This is a genomic window from Erwinia amylovora (genome assembly GCF_017161565.1).
GTDB classification, from domain to species: Bacteria; Pseudomonadota; Gammaproteobacteria; order Enterobacterales; family Enterobacteriaceae; genus Erwinia; species Erwinia amylovora.
In genome coordinates this window covers 3,579,301-3,595,770 of sequence record NZ_CP066796.1, presented here as the reverse complement: position 1 = coordinate 3,595,770, position 16,470 = coordinate 3,579,301, and the positions used below count along the sequence as shown (strand labels likewise).

The 16,470-nt window shown below is 55.2% G+C and carries 12 protein-coding genes, 2 tRNA genes and 2 rRNA genes; 12 read left to right on the top strand and 4 right to left on the bottom strand.

The window, feature by feature from the left end:
* The first annotated feature begins 108 nt into the window (after nt 1-108).
* From JGC47_RS16380 to JGC47_RS16365, 4 genes are all read left to right on the top strand, one after another.
* A 23S ribosomal RNA gene (locus JGC47_RS16380) occupies nt 109-3,101 on the top strand.
* 215 nt (nt 3,102-3,316) lie between these two features.
* Nucleotides 3,317-3,432 (top strand): 5S ribosomal RNA (gene rrf, locus JGC47_RS16375).
* Nucleotides 3,433-3,532: 100 nt separating this feature from the next.
* Nucleotides 3,533-3,609 (top strand) — tRNA-Asp (locus JGC47_RS16370).
* Between the two features lie 7 nt (nt 3,610-3,616).
* A tRNA-Trp gene (locus JGC47_RS16365) sits at nt 3,617-3,692 on the top strand.
* A 117-nt stretch (nt 3,693-3,809) separates the two neighbouring features.
* On the opposite strand, the gene hdfR is transcribed toward JGC47_RS16365, so the two are convergent.
* Nucleotides 3,810-4,637, bottom strand: a complete 828-nt coding sequence (gene hdfR, locus JGC47_RS16360; protein WP_004154889.1) for an HTH-type transcriptional regulator HdfR — start codon at nt 4,635-4,637, stop codon at nt 3,810-3,812.
* Between the two features lie 120 nt (nt 4,638-4,757).
* On the opposite strand from hdfR, the gene JGC47_RS16355 reads away from it, so the two are divergent.
* Nucleotides 4,758-5,096: a MaoP family protein gene (locus JGC47_RS16355; RefSeq protein ID WP_004154890.1), complete on the top strand. Its 339-nt coding sequence runs from the start codon at nt 4,758-4,760 to the stop codon at nt 5,094-5,096.
* A 31-nt stretch (nt 5,097-5,127) separates the two neighbouring features.
* Here JGC47_RS16355 and JGC47_RS16350 read toward each other — a convergent pair whose 3' ends face one another.
* Entirely contained in the window at nt 5,128-6,648 is a 1,521-nt protein-coding gene (locus JGC47_RS16350) for a YifB family Mg chelatase-like AAA ATPase (RefSeq protein WP_004154893.1), read from the bottom strand.
* A 334-nt stretch (nt 6,649-6,982) separates the two neighbouring features.
* On the opposite strand from JGC47_RS16350, the gene JGC47_RS16345 reads away from it, so the two are divergent.
* The 6 genes from JGC47_RS16345 (at nt 6,983) to ilvA (ending at nt 13,533) form a co-directional block, all read left to right on the top strand.
* Nucleotides 6,983-7,081 (top strand): IlvGEDA operon leader peptide, encoded by a 99-nt coding sequence (locus JGC47_RS16345; protein ID WP_099258353.1) that lies wholly within the window; start codon nt 6,983-6,985, stop codon nt 7,079-7,081.
* Nucleotides 7,082-7,221: 140 nt separating this feature from the next.
* Entirely contained in the window at nt 7,222-8,868 is a 1,647-nt protein-coding gene (ilvG, locus tag JGC47_RS16340; protein ID WP_013035760.1) for an acetolactate synthase 2 catalytic subunit, read from the top strand.
* On the top strand, nt 8,865-9,122 hold the full coding sequence (ilvM, locus tag JGC47_RS16335; RefSeq protein WP_004154896.1) for an acetolactate synthase 2 small subunit: 258 nt from the start codon (nt 8,865-8,867) through the stop codon (nt 9,120-9,122). The genes ilvG and ilvM overlap by 4 nt, the downstream gene beginning before the upstream one ends.
* A gap of 18 nt (nt 9,123-9,140) precedes the next feature.
* Nucleotides 9,141-10,067, top strand: coding sequence for a branched-chain amino acid transaminase (locus JGC47_RS16330; RefSeq protein ID WP_004154897.1), 927 nt, complete (start codon nt 9,141-9,143; stop codon nt 10,065-10,067).
* Between the two features lie 65 nt (nt 10,068-10,132).
* Complete coding sequence (ilvD, locus tag JGC47_RS16325; RefSeq protein WP_004154898.1) at nt 10,133-11,983, top strand: dihydroxy-acid dehydratase; 1,851 nt, start codon at nt 10,133-10,135, stop codon at nt 11,981-11,983.
* 5 nt (nt 11,984-11,988) lie between these two features.
* A complete protein-coding gene (ilvA, locus tag JGC47_RS16320; RefSeq protein ID WP_004154899.1) occupies nt 11,989-13,533 on the top strand; it encodes a threonine ammonia-lyase, biosynthetic in 1,545 nt (514 codons plus the stop codon).
* Here ilvA and ilvY read toward each other — a convergent pair.
* Nucleotides 13,530-14,411, bottom strand: coding sequence for an HTH-type transcriptional activator IlvY (gene ilvY, locus JGC47_RS16315; RefSeq protein WP_004154900.1), 882 nt, complete (start codon nt 14,409-14,411; stop codon nt 13,530-13,532). The genes ilvA and ilvY overlap by 4 nt on opposite strands.
* Nucleotides 14,412-14,576: 165 nt before the next feature.
* On the opposite strand from ilvY, the gene ilvC reads away from it, so the two are divergent.
* Nucleotides 14,577-16,055, top strand: coding sequence for a ketol-acid reductoisomerase (gene ilvC, locus JGC47_RS16310; RefSeq protein WP_004154901.1), 1,479 nt, complete (start codon nt 14,577-14,579; stop codon nt 16,053-16,055).
* Between the two features lie 58 nt (nt 16,056-16,113).
* Here ilvC and ppiC read toward each other — a convergent pair whose 3' ends face one another.
* A complete protein-coding gene (gene ppiC / locus JGC47_RS16305; RefSeq protein WP_004154902.1) occupies nt 16,114-16,395 on the bottom strand; it encodes a peptidylprolyl isomerase PpiC in 282 nt (93 codons plus the stop codon).
* Nucleotides 16,396-16,470 lie beyond the last annotated feature (75 nt).

Sequence of the window (16,470 nt, the reverse complement as noted above, 5' to 3'; positions counted from 1 at the left end):
AACGACATGTCGTGTTCATTCTCCGTAATCAGAATGAAGCCACGATATGTTCGAGTCTCTCAATGCCTGCAACCGACACACGTCTTTCGGGACGCTTGTGGGTTGTGAGGTTAAGCGACTAAGCGTACACGGTGGATGCCCAGGCAGTCAGAGGCGATGAAGGGCGTGCTAATCTGCGATAAGCGTCGGTAAGGTGATATGAACCGCAATACCCGACGATACCCGAATGGGGAAACCCAGTGCAATCCGTTGCACTATCATGTCATGAATACATAGTGGCATGAGGCGAACCGGGGGAACTGAAACATCTAAGTACCCCGAGGAAAAGAAATCAACCGAGATTCCCCCAGTAGCGGCGAGCGAACGGGGAACAGCCCAGAACCTGAATCAGTTTGTGCCTTAGTGGAAGCGTCTGGAAAGTCGCGCAGTAAAGGGTGACAGCCCCGTACACAAAAAGGCACTTGCTGTGAGTTCGATGAGTAGGGCGGGACACGTGACATCCTGTCTGAATATGGGGGGACCATCCTCCAAGGCTAAATACTCCTGACTGACCGATAGTGAACCAGTACCGTGAGGGAAAGGCGAAAAGAACCCCGGCGAGGGGAGTGAAACAGAACCTGAAACCGTGTACGTACAAGCAGTGGGAGCACCTTCGTGGTGTGACTGCGTACCTTTTGTATAATGGGTCAGCGACTTATATTCTGTAGCAAGGTTAACCGTATAGGGGAGCCGCAGGGAAACCGAGTCTTAACTGGGCGTTAAGTTGCAGGGTATAGACCCGAAACCCGGTGATCTAGCCATGGGCAGGTTGAAGGTTGGGTAACACTAACTGGAGGACCGAACCGACTAATGTTGAAAAATTAGCGGATGACCTGTGGCTGGGGGTGAAAGGCCAATCAAACCGGGAGATAGCTGGTTCTCCCCGAAAGCTATTTAGGTAGCGCCTCGTGAACTCATCTCCGGGGGTAGAGCACTGTTTCGGCTAGGGGGCCATCCCGGCTTACCAACCCGATGCAAACTGCGAATACCGGAGAATGTTATCACGGGAGACACACGGCGGGTGCTAACGTCCGTCGTGAAGAGGGAAACAACCCAGACCGCCAGCTAAGGTCCCAAAGTCATGGTTAAGTGGGAAACGATGTGGGAAGGCACAGACAGCCAGGATGTTGGCTTAGAAGCAGCCATCATTTAAAGAAAGCGTAATAGCTCACTGGTCGAGTCGGCCTGCGCGGAAGATGTAACGGGGCTAAACCATGCACCGAAGCTGCGGCAGCGGACGTATCACCCAAGCAGATTCACTGAAGTGGATAACGATTGACGGAGCGCAGCGACGTCAATGCGCCATCAAAGTCGAGTCGGCTTCGGGATACGTCCGTTGGGTAGGGGAGCGTTCTGTAAGCCGTCGAAGGTGTGCTGTGAGGCATGCTGGAGGTATCAGAAGTGCGAATGCTGACATAAGTAACGATAAAGCGGGTGAAAAGCCCGCTCGCCGGAAGACCAAGGGTTCCTGTCCAACGTTAATCGGGGCAGGGTGAGTCGACCCCTAAGGCGAGGCCGAAAGGCGTAGTCGATGGGAAACGGGTTAATATTCCCGTACTGGGTGTTACTGCGAAGGGGGGACGGAGAAGGCTATGTTAGCCGGGCGACGGTTGTCCCGGTTTAAGCGTGCAGGCTTGAGTTCCAGGCAAATCCGGAACTCTTTAAGGCTGAGGCGTGATGACGAGGCACCACGGTGCTGAAGTAACAAATGCCCTGCTTCCAGGAAAAGCCTCTAAGCATCAGGTAACATCCAATCGTACCCCAAACCGACACAGGTGGTCAGGTAGAGAATACCAAGGCGCTTGAGAGAACTCGGGTGAAGGAACTAGGCAAAATGGTGCCGTAACTTCGGGAGAAGGCACGCTGGCGCGTAGGTGAAGCGACTTGCTCGTGGAGCTGAAGCCAGTCGAAGATACCAGCTGGCTGCAACTGTTTATTAAAAACACAGCACTGTGCAAACACGAAAGTGGACGTATACGGTGTGACGCCTGCCCGGTGCCGGAAGGTTAATTGATGGGGTTATCCGCAAGGAGAAGCTCTTGATCGAAGCCCCGGTAAACGGCGGCCGTAACTATAACGGTCCTAAGGTAGCGAAATTCCTTGTCGGGTAAGTTCCGACCTGCACGAATGGCGTAATGATGGCCAGGCTGTCTCCACCCGAGACTCAGTGAAATTGAACTCGCTGTGAAGATGCAGTGTACCCGCGGCAAGACGGAAAGACCCCGTGAACCTTTACTACAGCTTGACACTGAACATTGAGCCTTGATGTGTAGGATAGGTGGGAGGCTTCGAAGCGTGGACGCCAGTCTGCGTGGAGCCAACCTTGAAATACCACCCTTTAACGTTTGATGTTCTAACCTGGCGCCGTTACCCGGCGTGGGGACAGTGTCTGGTGGGTAGTTTGACTGGGGCGGTCTCCTCCCAAAGAGTAACGGAGGAGCACGAAGGTCAGCTAATCACGGTCGGACATCGTGAGGTTAGTGCAATGGCATAAGCTGGCTTGACTGCGAGAGTGACGGCTCGAGCAGGTGCGAAAGCAGGTCATAGTGATCCGGTGGTTCTGAATGGAAGGGCCATCGCTCAACGGATAAAAGGTACTCCGGGGATAACAGGCTGATACCGCCCAAGAGTTCATATCGACGGCGGTGTTTGGCACCTCGATGTCGGCTCATCACATCCTGGGGCTGAAGTAGGTCCCAAGGGTACGGCTGTTCGCCGTTTAAAGTGGTACGCGAGCTGGGTTTAGAACGTCGTGAGACAGTTCGGTCCCTATCTGCCGTGGGCGCTGGAAGATTGAGAGGGGTTGCTCCTAGTACGAGAGGACCGGAGTGAACGCACCGCTGGTGTTCGGGTTGTCATGCCAATGGCATTGCCCGGTAGCTAAGTGCGGAAAAGATAAGCGCTGAAAGCATCTAAGCGCGAAACTTGCCTCGAGATGAATCTTCCCTGACTCCTTGAGAGTCCTGAAGGGACGTTGAAGACGACGACGTTGATAGGTCGGGTGTGTAAGCGCAGCGATGCGTTGAGCTAACCGGTACTAATGACCCGTGAGGCTTAACCTTACAACGCCAGAAGCGTTCTGGGTTGTGTTGAGAGACGAAAAACGATATTCAGCTTGTTCACCGGAAAACAGATTTGCAGGAAACGAAAGATTTTGTGCTGAAGCAAGGCGGCAGGTGCAGTGAAGGAAAGCGCATACTGAGGTATGTGACTGAGTTTACAGGCGCGGCCAGTGCGGCACCAGTGAAAAAGATCCGTTTCGTGCACAAAGAATTTGCCTGGCGGCTTTAGCGCGGTGGTCCCACCTGACCCCATGCCGAACTCAGAAGTGAAACGCCGTAGCGCCGATGGTAGTGTGGGGTCTCCCCATGCGAGAGTAGGGAACTGCCAGGCATCAAATACAGACCAGTCATCTGGTCGCGACTTTACCCCTGACAAGGTAAAGGTGATACACCTGAAATCAGACGTTTTCTGATATCAGTACAGAATCGGTGGAGCGGTAGTTCAGTTGGTTAGAATACCTGCCTGTCACGCAGGGGGTCGCGGGTTCGAGCCCCGTCCGTTCCGCCACCCTTTTAGGGGCGTAGTTCAATTGGTAGAGCACCGGTCTCCAAAACCGGGTGTTGGGAGTTCGAGTCTCTCCGCCCCTGCCAAAAATAAGAAAACCTTGCTTATGCAAGGTTTTTTTTTGCCTGAAATTCACGTCATTCCCTTGCTGTAACGCCTAAGACATCCTGTAAAAGAGGGCCAGTATTCTGACCCGGCGGGTTTTATGACTGGCTATTCACCGGGAATCTAAGCAACTGACGAATATGCGCCTGCTGGTCGCTGTTTCCCAACCATACCGCAAACAGCGGTCTGCGAGCGATTGCTGTGTCAGGAACAACCATAAGGTCGCTGTATTCTTTGCCCCAGGTTTCCGGTAAAAAAGCGCAGGCCCCGGTAGTATGAAGCAGCTGGCGGGTTAAGTGTGCAGAAGTCGTGCTTAACACTGGCACATCATCAGCACCGGCCAGGAAGCCTGCATGCTGGTGAAAATCAGCGCCCCAATCCATCCTGATATACTGATATTTTTCATTTTTGTTCGATTTACGCGAGCGGAATAGCGACAGTGCAATGTGACCAATTTGCTGGCTGGCCAGTTCGTCCATTTTTGGCGCTTCAGTGGCGATCAACAGGTCAAGCTGACGTTCGTGCAATTGCTTAACCAGCGAATTTCGCTGCGCGATCCGCGCTTCAATATGTAAGTTTTCATGTTTTTCGTATAATTTTTGTAACCATGGAGTCAGGCACGTTTCCCATAGTGAGGCACTGGCCCCTATCGACAACTCGTGATGTTGCTGGGTATGTGCCACCTCTTTTTTTGCCATCAGCCAGGTACTCATCAGGTTTTCCGCATAGGGCAATAAACGCTCACCCGCTGCTGTCAGTCTGATGTTATTACGGTGACGAGTGAACAGATTCACGCCCAGCTGGTTTTCAAGCTGCCTGATACGAAAACTAACAGCAGATTGAGTGAGATAGAGCGCTTCGGCAGCCCGGCCAAAGTGTCGTGTTTTGCTCACTTCAAGGAAGGTTTTCAGTAATTCCGTATCCACATCTGACTCCTAAAAAACATTTATCGTCATGATTTAAATGTTTTGTTTTACACTCTGTCAAGCCTATCTAATACTCCGCGCCATAAATAGCACGGCCATATAAGAGTCAGGAGCGTGTCAATGGCGGAAAGCTTCGCAACAACTAATCGGTTTTTTGACAACAAACATTACCCTCGTGGTTTCTCACGTCACGGTGATTTTACTATTAAAGAAGCTCAACTTCTTGAGCATTATGGTAACGCTTTTAATGAGCTGGACCTGGCAAAGCGTCAACCCACTACGGAAGAAGAGCGTTTGTTTATTGAGGTATGCCGTGGTGTGCGTGAGCCACAGACCGAGGCTGAAAAAGTATGGTCAAAATACATGACCCGCATTAAACGTCCTAAACGTTTTCATACCCTGTCCGGTGGCAAGCCACAAATGGAAGGCGTTGAAGACTATTCGGACAGCGATGATTAACGAAAAAGGGCTTCGGCCCTTTTTTATTAAGCTAATCCAGACTATTTTGTAGATGGATCAGTAAACGGTCGATAGCCCGGTAGCTAACGGCTTCGGTCAGGTGTTCCCGACTAATCCATGGCTCCCCGGCCATGTCTGCGATAGTGCGGGCAACTTTCAGAATGCGTTGCCATGCGCGTACCGACAGACCCAGCTGGATCATTACCCGCTCCAGCCATTCAGCATCCTCAGGCGTCAGTTTACAACAAGCCCGGATTTCCTGGTTGCTCATTGCTGCATTCATTTTATTACAGCGCGCCAGCTGCCGTTCACGGGCCAACAGCACCCGTTCGCGCACCTGATGGCTGGACTCACTTTCGCCATGTTGAGCACTCATCATTCCTGCTGGCAGCAGTGGTACTTCCAGAGAAATATCAAAACGGTCAAGGAATGGGCCGGAGAGGCGGCTCAGATAGCGCAGCGTCTGCTGGGGTGATGAGCGATTATGCGGGCCGCGATAATGTCCGGTTGGGCTGGGGTTCATTGCTGCAATCAGCTGGAAGCGGGCCGGATAAGTAATTTTTGCTCTGGCTCGCGAAATGCTAATCTCTCCCGATTCAAGCGGTTCACGCAGTGCATCCAGCGCACGGCGTTCAAACTCGGGCAGCTCATCCAGAAACAGTACCCCGTTATGGGCCAGCGAAATTTCCCCGGGTTTAGGCAGTGATCCTCCACCCACCAGCGCATACAGTGATGCGCTATGGTGAGGGGCGCGGAAGGGTCTCTGGCGCCAGTTATGCCGAAAATCGCTGCCGGATATCAGACTGGCAAGGCTGGCGCTCTCTAACGCTTCACGATCGCTCAGGGGCGGCATCAGGCCACTAAGTCTGGATGCCAGCATCGTTTTGCCGGTTCCCGGCGGGCCGATGAGCAACAGATTGTGCCCTCCCGCTGCCGTGATCTCCAGCGCGCGCTTTGCCTGCTGTTGGCCGATAATTTCATTTAAATCTCCCGTGGACGGCAGGGATTCTTCAGGTTCGCAGTGCGCAGCATCCAGTGGTGCTTTACCATGTAAAAAGGCGCACACCTCCAGAAGATGGGTGGCAATCAGGCTCTCGCCATGCCGAATCAACCCAACATCATGCTGATTCTCGGCTGAGAGAATCAGTTGCCGACGAGCGTCTAACGCCGCCAGCGCAGCGGGAGTAGCGCCCTGTACGCCACGTAGCGTGCCTGTGAGGGCCAGTTCACCCAGAAATTCATACTGAATAAGTTTTTCTGCCGGAACCTGTTCTGAAGCCGCGAGAATGGCGACAGCGATAGGTAAGTCATATCTGCCGCCTTCTTTAGGCAGGTCGGCCGGTGCCAGGCTAACGGTTATCCGTTTAGCCGGGAAAAAAAAACCGCTGTTAAGGATGGCGCTGCGCACTCTGTCACGAGCCTCCTTAACGGTGGTTTCCGGCAATCCAACCAGTGATAATGCAGGAAGGCCATTACTGAGATGAACTTCCACGGACACCAGTGGTGCCTGGATGCCAATCGCGGCACGGGTGTAAGCAACTGATAGCGACATAGACTCTCCTTGTCCATACTACTGTGCGCTACCTCGTTTTATTCGGCGAGCAGGAAATATCAGAATTATGCAGCATCCCGCAATACTGCCAGGCCCAACCAGCTCCTGCCCTCTCCTCTACGAAGTGATAACATACCGCCATGCCACGTGAGGAAGTGACGCAGCGTGATTAATGAAAAACATTCATAATGTGATTAAACACTGATTATAAAGCATATTTTACAAATCTGGTCGCGTCGCTCTGCAATTAAATTACGAAAAAAGTTGAATCAAATCCAGAAACTGTGATACCTCTGTAGGTATTACTTCGAACAAGCGAACGAAAAGAATTCCAATGAAAGCCCTTCTACGAGTCGTCAGCCTGGTCCTAATTAACGTCGTCGTGATTATTTTCACGCCGTGCGGGGCTACGCTCGGAGGAAGAAAGGCTTAAAAAACAAGCCTGATTTCGAAAGAACCCCCGCACCGAAAGGTCCGGGGGTTTTTTTTTGTCAAGGTATCTTCGGCAGATAAACGGATAAGGGATGGCAGAATAAAATGCTGTTCTATCCGGCAAGAGATGGTGGAATAACAATGAATGGTGCTCAGTGGGTAGTTCAATCTTTGCGTACACAGGGAGTCGAAACGGTTTTCGGCTATCCGGGTGGGGCTATCATGCCGGTCTACGACGCGCTTTATGACGGCGGGGTTGAACACCTGTTGTGCCGCCATGAGCAGGGTGCAGCAATGGCCGCTATCGGTTTTGCCCGTGCCACCGGCAAAGTCGGCGTTTGCATTGCTACCTCGGGGCCGGGTGCCACTAACCTGATCACCGGGCTGGCTGACGCGATGCTGGACTCGGTACCCATTGTGGCCATCACCGGGCAGGTATCTTCAGCGGTGATGGGAACCGATGCCTTTCAGGAGATCGATGTTCTGGGCCTGTCGCTGGCCTGCACCAAACACAGTTTCCTCGTTGAATCGCTTGCTGAACTGCCGTCGGTGATGGCTGAAGCTTTTGCGATGGCGAAATCGGGCCGCCCTGGCCCGGTGCTGGTTGATATCCCTAAAGATATCCAGCTGGCTCACGGCGAGTTAAGCGCGCACCTGATGCCGGTTGAACCGGAGATGGCGCACCCTCACACAGAATTACAGCAGGCGCGTGAGCTGCTGGCACAGTCCAGAAAACCCATTTTGTATGTTGGCGGTGGCGTGGGCATGGCGGACGCGGTTGATGCTCTGCGTGCTTTCGCCAGCGCCAGCGGAATTCCCACCGTGGCAACCCTGAAGGGGTTGGGCGCGCCGGATGCGGATGATGCCTGTTATCTGGGGATGCTGGGAATGCACGGAACAAAAGCGGCGAACCTGGCGGTACAGCGCTGCGACCTGTTGATTGCCGTGGGCGCACGCTTCGACGACCGGGTCACCGGCAAGCTTGACACCTTTGCACCCTGTGCCAGCGTGATCCATATTGATATCGACCCGGCTGAACTGCATAAACTGCGCCGGGCGCATGTCGGGCTGCAGGGCGATATCAATAAGCTGTTACCGGATTTGCATCAGCCGGCAGACATCAGCGCCTGGCGTGAAGAGGTCATGTCCTTAAAAGCCGGGCACGGCTGGCGTTATGATCACCCGGGCGACGCCATTTATGCTCCGCTGCTGCTGAAACAACTGTCGGACCGTCAGCCACAGAGTGCGGTCGTCACTACCGATGTTGGCCAGCACCAGATGTGGGCTGCGCAACACATGCGCTTCAGCCACCCGCAAAACTTCATTACTTCCAGCGGATTGGGCACGATGGGCTTTGGCCTGCCGGCAGCCGTTGGTGCACAGGTTGCGCGCCCAGATGACACGGTGATCTGCGTTTCTGGCGATGGATCTTTCATGATGAACGTCCAGGAGCTGGGTACCATCAAGCGCAAACAGCTGCCGGTGAAAATTCTGCTGCTGGATAACCAACGCCTGGGCATGGTGCGCCAGTGGCAGCAGCTGTTCTTCGAAGAGCGCTACAGTGAAACCAATTTGTCAGATAACCCCGATTTCCTCGTGCTGGCCAGTGCTTTTGGCATTAAAGGCCAGCGTATTAGCCGAAAAGATCAGGTCGACGCTGCATTAAACGCCTTGCTGCACAGTGAAGGCCCCTATCTGCTCCATGTGGCCATTGACGAACATGAGAACGTCTGGCCTTTAGTGCCGCCGGGTGCCAGCAACGAAAATATGATGGAGAAAACCTCATGAAACAGCATCAATTGTCTATAGAAGCGCGCTTTCGCCCGGAAATACTGGAACGCATTTTGCGCGTGGTACGCCACCGTGGTTTTCAGGTGTGCTCGATGAATATGGCATCGCTGGTCAATACATCCAATATTAATATTGAGATGACCGTTGCCAGCCAGCGCTCTGTCGATTTACTGTCAACGCAGCTGAGTAAACTGATGGATGTCGCATGCGTTCAGATCCAACAACAAACTACACAACAAATCCGCGCATAAGCGCGCAAGGAAACAAGAATGACGAAGAAAGCAGACTTTATCTGGTTCAATGGCGAGATGGTAAAGTGGGAAGAGGCTAAGGTCAGCGTGATGTCCCACGCATTGCACTACGGTACGTCAGTCTTTGAAGGCGTCCGTTGCTACGACTCGCACAAAGGGCCGGTGGTCTTCCGCCATCGTGAACATATGCAGCGTCTGCGCGATTCGGCAAAAATCTATCGTTTTCCTGTGAGCCTGAGCGTTGATGAGCTGATGGAAGCCTGCCGCGCCACTCTGCGCAAAAATAACCTGAAAAGTGCTTATATTCGTCCTCTGGTATTTGTTGGTGATGTCGGCCTGGGTGTTAACCCGCCGGCGGGCTACGATACTGATATCATTATTGCTGCTTTCCCGTGGGGGGCGTACCTGGGCGCGGAAGCGCTGGAACAGGGCATCGACGCGATGGTCTCGTCCTGGAACCGTGTAGCGCCAAACACTCTGCCAACCGCAGCGAAAGCCGGCGGTAACTATCTGTCATCGCTGCTGGTCGGTAGCGAAGCGCGCCGCCACGGCTATCAGGAAGGCATCGCGCTGGACACCCAGGGCTATATCTCTGAAGGTGCCGGTGAGAACCTGTTTGAAGTGAAAGACGGGATCCTGTTTACGCCGCCATTTACCTCTTCAGCGCTGCCGGGAATTACCCGCGATGCGATCATCAAACTGGCGCAGGATATGGGCATTGAAGTGCGTGAGCAGGTGCTGTCGCGTGAATCTCTCTACCTGGCCGATGAAGTCTTTATGTCCGGCACCGCCGCAGAGATCACTCCGGTGCGTAGCGTTGACGGCATCCAGGTTGGCGAAGGCAAACGCGGCCCGGTCACCGCACGCATCCAGTCCGCGTTCTTTGGCCTGTTCACTGGCGAAACGGAAGATAAATGGGGCTGGCTGGATCCGGTAAACCCATAAGAAAATTAATTTTCGCGGTGGTCAGATGACGGCCGCGCACTGTCTGATTTCTGGAGTATAAGAGCATGCCTAAGTACCGTTCTGCCACCACCACCCACGGGCGCAATATGGCCGGCGCCCGCGCCCTGTGGCGCGCCACAGGGATGACCGATGATGATTTCGGCAAGCCGATCATTGCGGTAGTTAACTCCTTTACGCAGTTTGTACCGGGTCACGTTCATCTGCGCGATCTGGGTAAGCTGGTGGCAGAAGAAATCGAAGCCTCCGGCGGCGTGGCGAAGGAGTTCAACACCATCGCGGTGGATGATGGCATCGCCATGGGCCACGGCGGCATGCTCTATTCTCTGCCGTCGCGCGAGCTGATTGCCGATTCCGTAGAGTACATGGTTAACGCGCACTGTGCTGACGCGATGGTCTGTATCTCCAACTGCGACAAAATCACTCCCGGCATGCTGATGGCGTCACTGCGCCTGAACATTCCGGTGATCTTTGTCTCCGGCGGCCCGATGGAAGCCGGCAAAACCAAACTGTCCGATCAAATCATCAAGCTGGATCTGGTCGATGCCATGATCCAGGGTGCGAATCCTAACGTCAGCGATGCCGATAGCGATCAGATCGAGCGCTCTGCCTGCCCGACATGCGGCTCCTGCTCCGGCATGTTTACCGCGAACTCAATGAACTGTCTGACCGAAGCGCTGGGCCTGTCACAGCCGGGTAACGGCTCGCTGCTGGCCACGCATGCCGATCGTCGCGAACTGTTTCTTAATGCGGGGCGCCGTATCGTTGGCCTGGCGAAACGCTACTACGAGCAGGATGACGACAGCGTGCTGCCGCGCAGTATCGCCAGCAAAGCGGCGTTTGAAAACGCCATGACGCTGGATATCGCCATGGGAGGATCTACGAATACCGTTCTGCACCTGCTGGCGGCGGCGCAGGAAGGGGAAATCGACTTCGATATTTCTGATATCGATCGGCTGTCACGCCAGGTGCCGCATTTGTGCAAAGTGGCACCAAGCACCCAGAAATATCATATGGAAGATGTGCACCGCGCCGGGGGCGTGCTCGGCATTCTTGGTGAACTGGATCGCGCCGGCCTGATGGACAATAGGGTACGTAACGTGCTGGGCCTCAGTCTGCGTGAAACGCTGGATCGCTACGACATTATGCTGACGCAAGATGAAGCGGTGAAAAAGATGTTCCGCGCCGGCCCGGCGGGTATCCGTACCACTCAGGCATTCTCGCAGGACACCCGCTGGGAGACGCTGGATGACGACCGTCAGCAGGGCTGTATTCGCTCCCGCGAATTCGCTTTCAGTCAGGACGGTGGCCTGGCGGTACTGTACGGTAACCTCGCTGAAAACGGCTGTATCGTGAAAACCGCTGGCGTTGACGAAGGCAGCCTGGTATTCAGCGGCCCGGCGAAAGTGTACGAAAGCCAGGACGACGCCGTGGCGGCGATCCTCGGTGGCAAAGTGGTCGCTGGCGATGTGGTGGTGATCCGCTATGAAGGCCCGAAAGGTGGCCCCGGCATGCAGGAGATGCTCTATCCCACCACCTATCTGAAATCGATGGGGCTGGGCAAGGCCTGTGCGCTGATCACCGATGGCCGTTTCTCCGGCGGGACTTCCGGGCTGTCGATCGGCCATGCATCGCCGGAAGCGGCCAGCGGTGGCACCATCGCGCTGGTGAAAGATGGCGATATCATCAATATCGACATCCCGCAGCGCGGTATTCAACTGGACGTGGCGGAAAACGAGCTGGCGGCGCGGCGTCTGGAAGAAGACGCGCGTGGTGAAGCGGCTTACACCCCGCACGGGCGTGAGCGTCAGGTCTCCTTTGCTTTGCGCGCCTATGCAACGCTGGCCACCAGCGCTGACAAAGGCGCCGTACGCGACAAAAGTAAGCTGGGAGGCTAACAACGATGGCTGAGTCTCAACCGCTGTCCGAACAACCCAGTGGGGCTGAATATCTGCGTGCGGTACTGCGCGCACCGGTATATGAAGCTGCACAGGTTACACCGTTGCAGAAGATGGAAAAAATTTCTGCGCGCCTCGGCAATACGATTTTAGTTAAGCGTGAAGATCGCCAGCCGGTACACAGCTTCAAGCTGCGTGGTGCCTACGCGATGATCGCCGGGCTGAATGAAGATCAGAAAGCGCAGGGCGTGGTGACCGCGTCGGCGGGTAACCATGCTCAGGGCGTTGCGCTGTCGGCGAGCAAGCTGGGCATCAAATCCCTGATTGTGATGCCGGTTGCCACGGCGGATATCAAAGTTGATGCGGTGCGGGCGTTTGGCGGTGAGGCTTATCTGTTTGGTGCCAACTTTGACGAAGCCAAAGCCAAAGCGCTGGAGCTGGCGCAGCAGCATGGCTATACCTTTGTGCCTCCCTTCGATCATCCGATGGTGATCGCCGGGCAGGGGACGCTGGCGATGGAGCTGCTACAGCAGGATGCGCATCTTGACCGCGTGTTCGTCCCGGTGGGCGGCGGCGGGCTGGCGGCAGGGGTTGCTGTGCTGATCAAGCAGCTGATGCCGCAAATCAAAGTGATTGCGGTGGAAGCCGCAGATTCAGCCTGTCTGCAAGCGGCGCTGGATGCGGGGCAGCCGGTCGATCTGCCTCGCGTCGGGCTGTTTGCCGAAGGCGTGGCGGTGAAGCGGATCGGCAGCGAAACCTTTCGTTTGTGCCAGGCGTATCTTGACGACATCGTCACCGTTGACAGCGATGCCATCTGCGCCGCGATGAAAGATCTGTTTGACGATGTGCGTGCGGTGGCCGAGCCTTCGGGCGCGCTGGCGCTGGCAGGAATGAAAAAGTACATTCAGCAGCACCAGATCCAGGGAGAACGCCTGGCCCATGTGCTGTCCGGGGCCAACGTTAACTTCCACGGTCTGCGCTACGTTTCGGAGCGCTGCGAACTGGGCGAACAGCGCGAAGCGCTGCTGGCCGTCACCATCCCGGAGCAGCAGGGCAGTTTCCTGCGCTTCTGCCAGCTGCTGGGGGGGCGGGCGGTGACCGAGTTCAACTACCGTTATGCCGATGCTGATGAAGCCTGTATTTTCGTCGGCGTCCGGCTGACGCGTGGATCGGAAGAGCGGCAGGAGATCCTGCACCTGCTGACCGGGGGCGGTTACAAGGTGGTGGATCTGTCCGACGACGAAATGGCGAAGCTGCATGTACGCTATATGGTTGGCGGGCGTCCTTCCAAACCGCTGCGCGAGCGCCTGTTCAGCTTTGAGTTCCCGGAAGCGCCCGGCGCGCTGCTGCGTTTCCTGCAAACGCTGGGCGCCCACTGGAATATCTCGCTGTTCCACTATCGCAGTCACGGTACTGACTACGGCCGCGTGCTGGCAGCATTTGAACTGAGCGACAGCGAGCCACAGTTTGAAGAGCACCTGGCGGCGCTGGGTTATGACTTCCACGATGAAAGCGATAACCCGTCGTTCCGCTTCTTCCTTGCCGGCTAAAGCAGTTTCCAGAAAGCATCAATCAGCGGCTCCATGAGCCGCTTTTTTTGTACGCACACGCCTATTTCCAACGGATCCACCATCTCCACGTCCGCCAGTTGCAGAATACGGTTACGCACCGATTCCGGGCTGTTTTCCAGCACCACGTCCGGCAGCAGGGCGATCCCGCAGCCAACCGCCACCATAGAGACAATCGCTTCATGCCCGGAAACCGTGGCATAAATCTGTGGGTTGGCGATGCGGCGGTGGCGAAACCAGAGATCGATGCGGCGGCGCGAAGGCCCCTGATCGGGCAGGATAAAAGGAATGTGTGACCAGTCAGGTTTCGGCTGCGTTGCCTGTACGCGCACCGGGCAGGGCAGTGCCGGGGCTATCAGCACCAATGGGATCAGCCCCAGCGGGGTAAAACCAACGCTGGCGGGCAGCGTGTCCGGCCGGCCGGCAATGGCCAGATCCATCTCACCGGACTGCACTTTCTCCACGGCATCGGCGGCGTCACCGGTGGTTAGCTTGATTTCGACTAAAGGGTGTTCGGCGCGAAAGCGGTCGAGGATCGGCGGCAGATGGCTGTAGGCTGCGGTCACCGAGCAGAACAGCCTCAACTCGCCGCTCAGTGACGGGCCGTTTTGTCCAAGCGCATGGCGCATCTGCTGATATTGTAACAACGTCTCTTGAGCGAACTGGCGCAGACGTTCTCCGGCATCGGTCAGGGTCACCGTGCGGTTGTCGCGTAAAAACAGCGCCTGGCCGAGGTCGTCTTCCAGCCGCTGGATCTGCCGTGACAGCGTGGACGGACTGACGTGCATGGCGCGTGCGCTGCGGCCGAAATGGCGGCTGTCGGCAAGATGGAGAAACAGTTTCAGGTCACGCAGATCCATCGGATTCAGCCCTTATTTTCACGTTGCAGAATGTGCAACAACACGTTGTTAATATATCAATTTAAGCAATGTATTTCCTGTCATATGATAAGGTCTATTCAGGGCAGGGAAATAAATGCCCGGACAACAAACAACAATGCGAACACAACCTCATACGGAGTACCCATGGCGAACTATTTCAACACGTTGAATCTGCGCAACCAGCTGGCGCAATTAGGCAAATGCCGTTTTATGGCGCGCGAAGAATTTGCTGATGAAGCCAGCTACCTGAAAGGCAAAAAGGTGGTCATCGTGGGTTGTGGTGCTCAGGGCCTGAACCAGGGGCTGAACATGCGTGATTCCGGCCTGGACATTGCCTACGCGCTGCGCGCTGAAGCGATTGCCGAAAAGCGTGCTTCATGGCGTAAGGCGACCGAAAACGGCTTCAAAGTCGGCACCTACGAAGAACTGATCCCACAGGCTGACCTGGTGGTTAACCTGACGCCGGACAAACAGCATACTTCCGTGGTGCAGGCGGTTCAGCCATTGATGAAAGACGGTGCTGCGCTGGGTTACTCGCACGGTTTCAACATTGTTGAAGTGGGCGAGCAGGTACGTAAAGACGTCACGGTCGTGATGGTGGCACCAAAATGTCCGGGTACTGAGGTACGTGAGGAGTACAAACGCGGTTTCGGCGTGCCTACGCTTATTGCGGTTCACCCGGAAAACGATCCGAAAGGCGAAGGCATGGCGATTGCTAAAGCCTGGGCTGCGGCAACCGGCGGTCACCGTGCGGGCGTACTGGAGTCATCCTTCGTTGCCGAAGTGAAGTCTGACCTGATGGGCGAGCAGACCATCCTGTGCGGTATGTTACAGGCCGGTTCGCTGCTGTGCTTCGATAAGCTGGTGGCTGAAGGTACCGACGCGGCTTACGCAGAAAAACTGATCCAGTTCGGTTGGGAAACCATCACCGAAGCGCTGAAGCAGGGCGGGATCACCCTGATGATGGATCGCCTGTCCAACCCGGCTAAGCTGCGTGCTTATGCGCTGTCTGAACAGCTGAAAACCATCATGGCTCCGCTGTTCCAGAAGCATATGGATGACATCATCTCCGGTGAGTTCTCATCCGGCATGATGGCTGACTGGGCCAACGACGATAAAAAACTGCTGGGCTGGCGCGAAGAGACCGGTAAGACCGCGTTCGAAACCGCCGCGCAGTTTGAAGGTAAAATCGGCGAACAGGATTACTTCGATCAGGGCGTAGTGATGATCGCGATGGTGAAAGCGGGCGTTGAGCTGGCGTTTGAAACCATGGTCGCTGCCGGGATCGTTGAAGAGTCTGCCTACTACGAATCTCTGCACGAGCTGCCGCTGATTGCCAACACCATTGCGCGTAAGCGCCTGTATGAAATGAACGTGGTTATCTCTGATACCGCCGAATACGGTAACTACCTGTTCTCTTACGCGGCGGTACCGCTGCTGAAAGAGTTTATGACCACCCTGCAGGCGGGCGATCTGGGCAAACAGGTCAACACGTCGACCAGCGTTGATAACGCGCAGCTGCGCGACGTTAACGAAGCGATTCGTCACCATGATATCGAAACCGTTGGCCGCAAACTGCGCGGTTATATGACCGATATGAAACGTATTGCGGTAGCAGGCTAAGCTTGCCGGGCGGATGATTTATCCGCCCCGATAAAAAAAGCGCCTTACGGCGCTTTTTTTAATTGCGGTACAGCACCTTAATGATGTGATACCCGAACTGAGTATGCAGCGGCCCCTGTGGCTCGATCAGCGGGCAGGAAAACACCACCTTATCGAATGCCGGTACCATGGCACCCTGTTTGAATTCGCCCAAGTGGCCGCCTTTCTTGCCAGACGGGCAGGTCGAGTGTTTCTTCGCCAGTTTTTCAAAGTCCGCGCCCTGCCTGAGCTGCTCTAACAGGTCAAGCGCCAGCTTCTCTTCTTTTACCAGAATGTGCAGTGCTGCTGCGTTTTTTGCCATGATGTTGCCTTGAGTTTTGTGGATTACGCTCGCTATACTACCACGCTGTAATTCCCCTCCTCCCGTAATTTCATC

What these genes read in the sequence shown, in the direction of transcription:
- JGC47_RS16355 (WP_004154890.1), top strand. Translation starts at nt 4,758, where the DNA reads ATGGCGGAAAGCTTCGCAACAACTAATCGGTTTTTTGACAACAAACAT.
- JGC47_RS16350 (WP_004154893.1), bottom strand. Translation starts at nt 6,648, where the DNA reads ATGTCGCTATCAGTTGCTTACACCCGTGCCGCGATTGGCATCCAGGCA.
- JGC47_RS16345 (WP_099258353.1), top strand. Translation starts at nt 6,983, where the DNA reads ATGAAAGCCCTTCTACGAGTCGTCAGCCTGGTCCTAATTAACGTCGTC.
- ilvG (WP_013035760.1), top strand. Translation starts at nt 7,222, where the DNA reads ATGAATGGTGCTCAGTGGGTAGTTCAATCTTTGCGTACACAGGGAGTC.
- ilvM (WP_004154896.1), top strand. Translation starts at nt 8,865, where the DNA reads ATGAAACAGCATCAATTGTCTATAGAAGCGCGCTTTCGCCCGGAAATA.
- JGC47_RS16330 (WP_004154897.1), top strand. Translation starts at nt 9,141, where the DNA reads ATGACGAAGAAAGCAGACTTTATCTGGTTCAATGGCGAGATGGTAAAG.
- ilvD (WP_004154898.1), top strand. Translation starts at nt 10,133, where the DNA reads ATGCCTAAGTACCGTTCTGCCACCACCACCCACGGGCGCAATATGGCC.
- ilvA (WP_004154899.1), top strand. Translation starts at nt 11,989, where the DNA reads ATGGCTGAGTCTCAACCGCTGTCCGAACAACCCAGTGGGGCTGAATAT.
- ilvY (WP_004154900.1), bottom strand. Translation starts at nt 14,411, where the DNA reads ATGGATCTGCGTGACCTGAAACTGTTTCTCCATCTTGCCGACAGCCGC.
- ilvC (WP_004154901.1), top strand. Translation starts at nt 14,577, where the DNA reads ATGGCGAACTATTTCAACACGTTGAATCTGCGCAACCAGCTGGCGCAA.
- ppiC (WP_004154902.1), bottom strand. Translation starts at nt 16,395, where the DNA reads ATGGCAAAAAACGCAGCAGCACTGCACATTCTGGTAAAAGAAGAGAAG.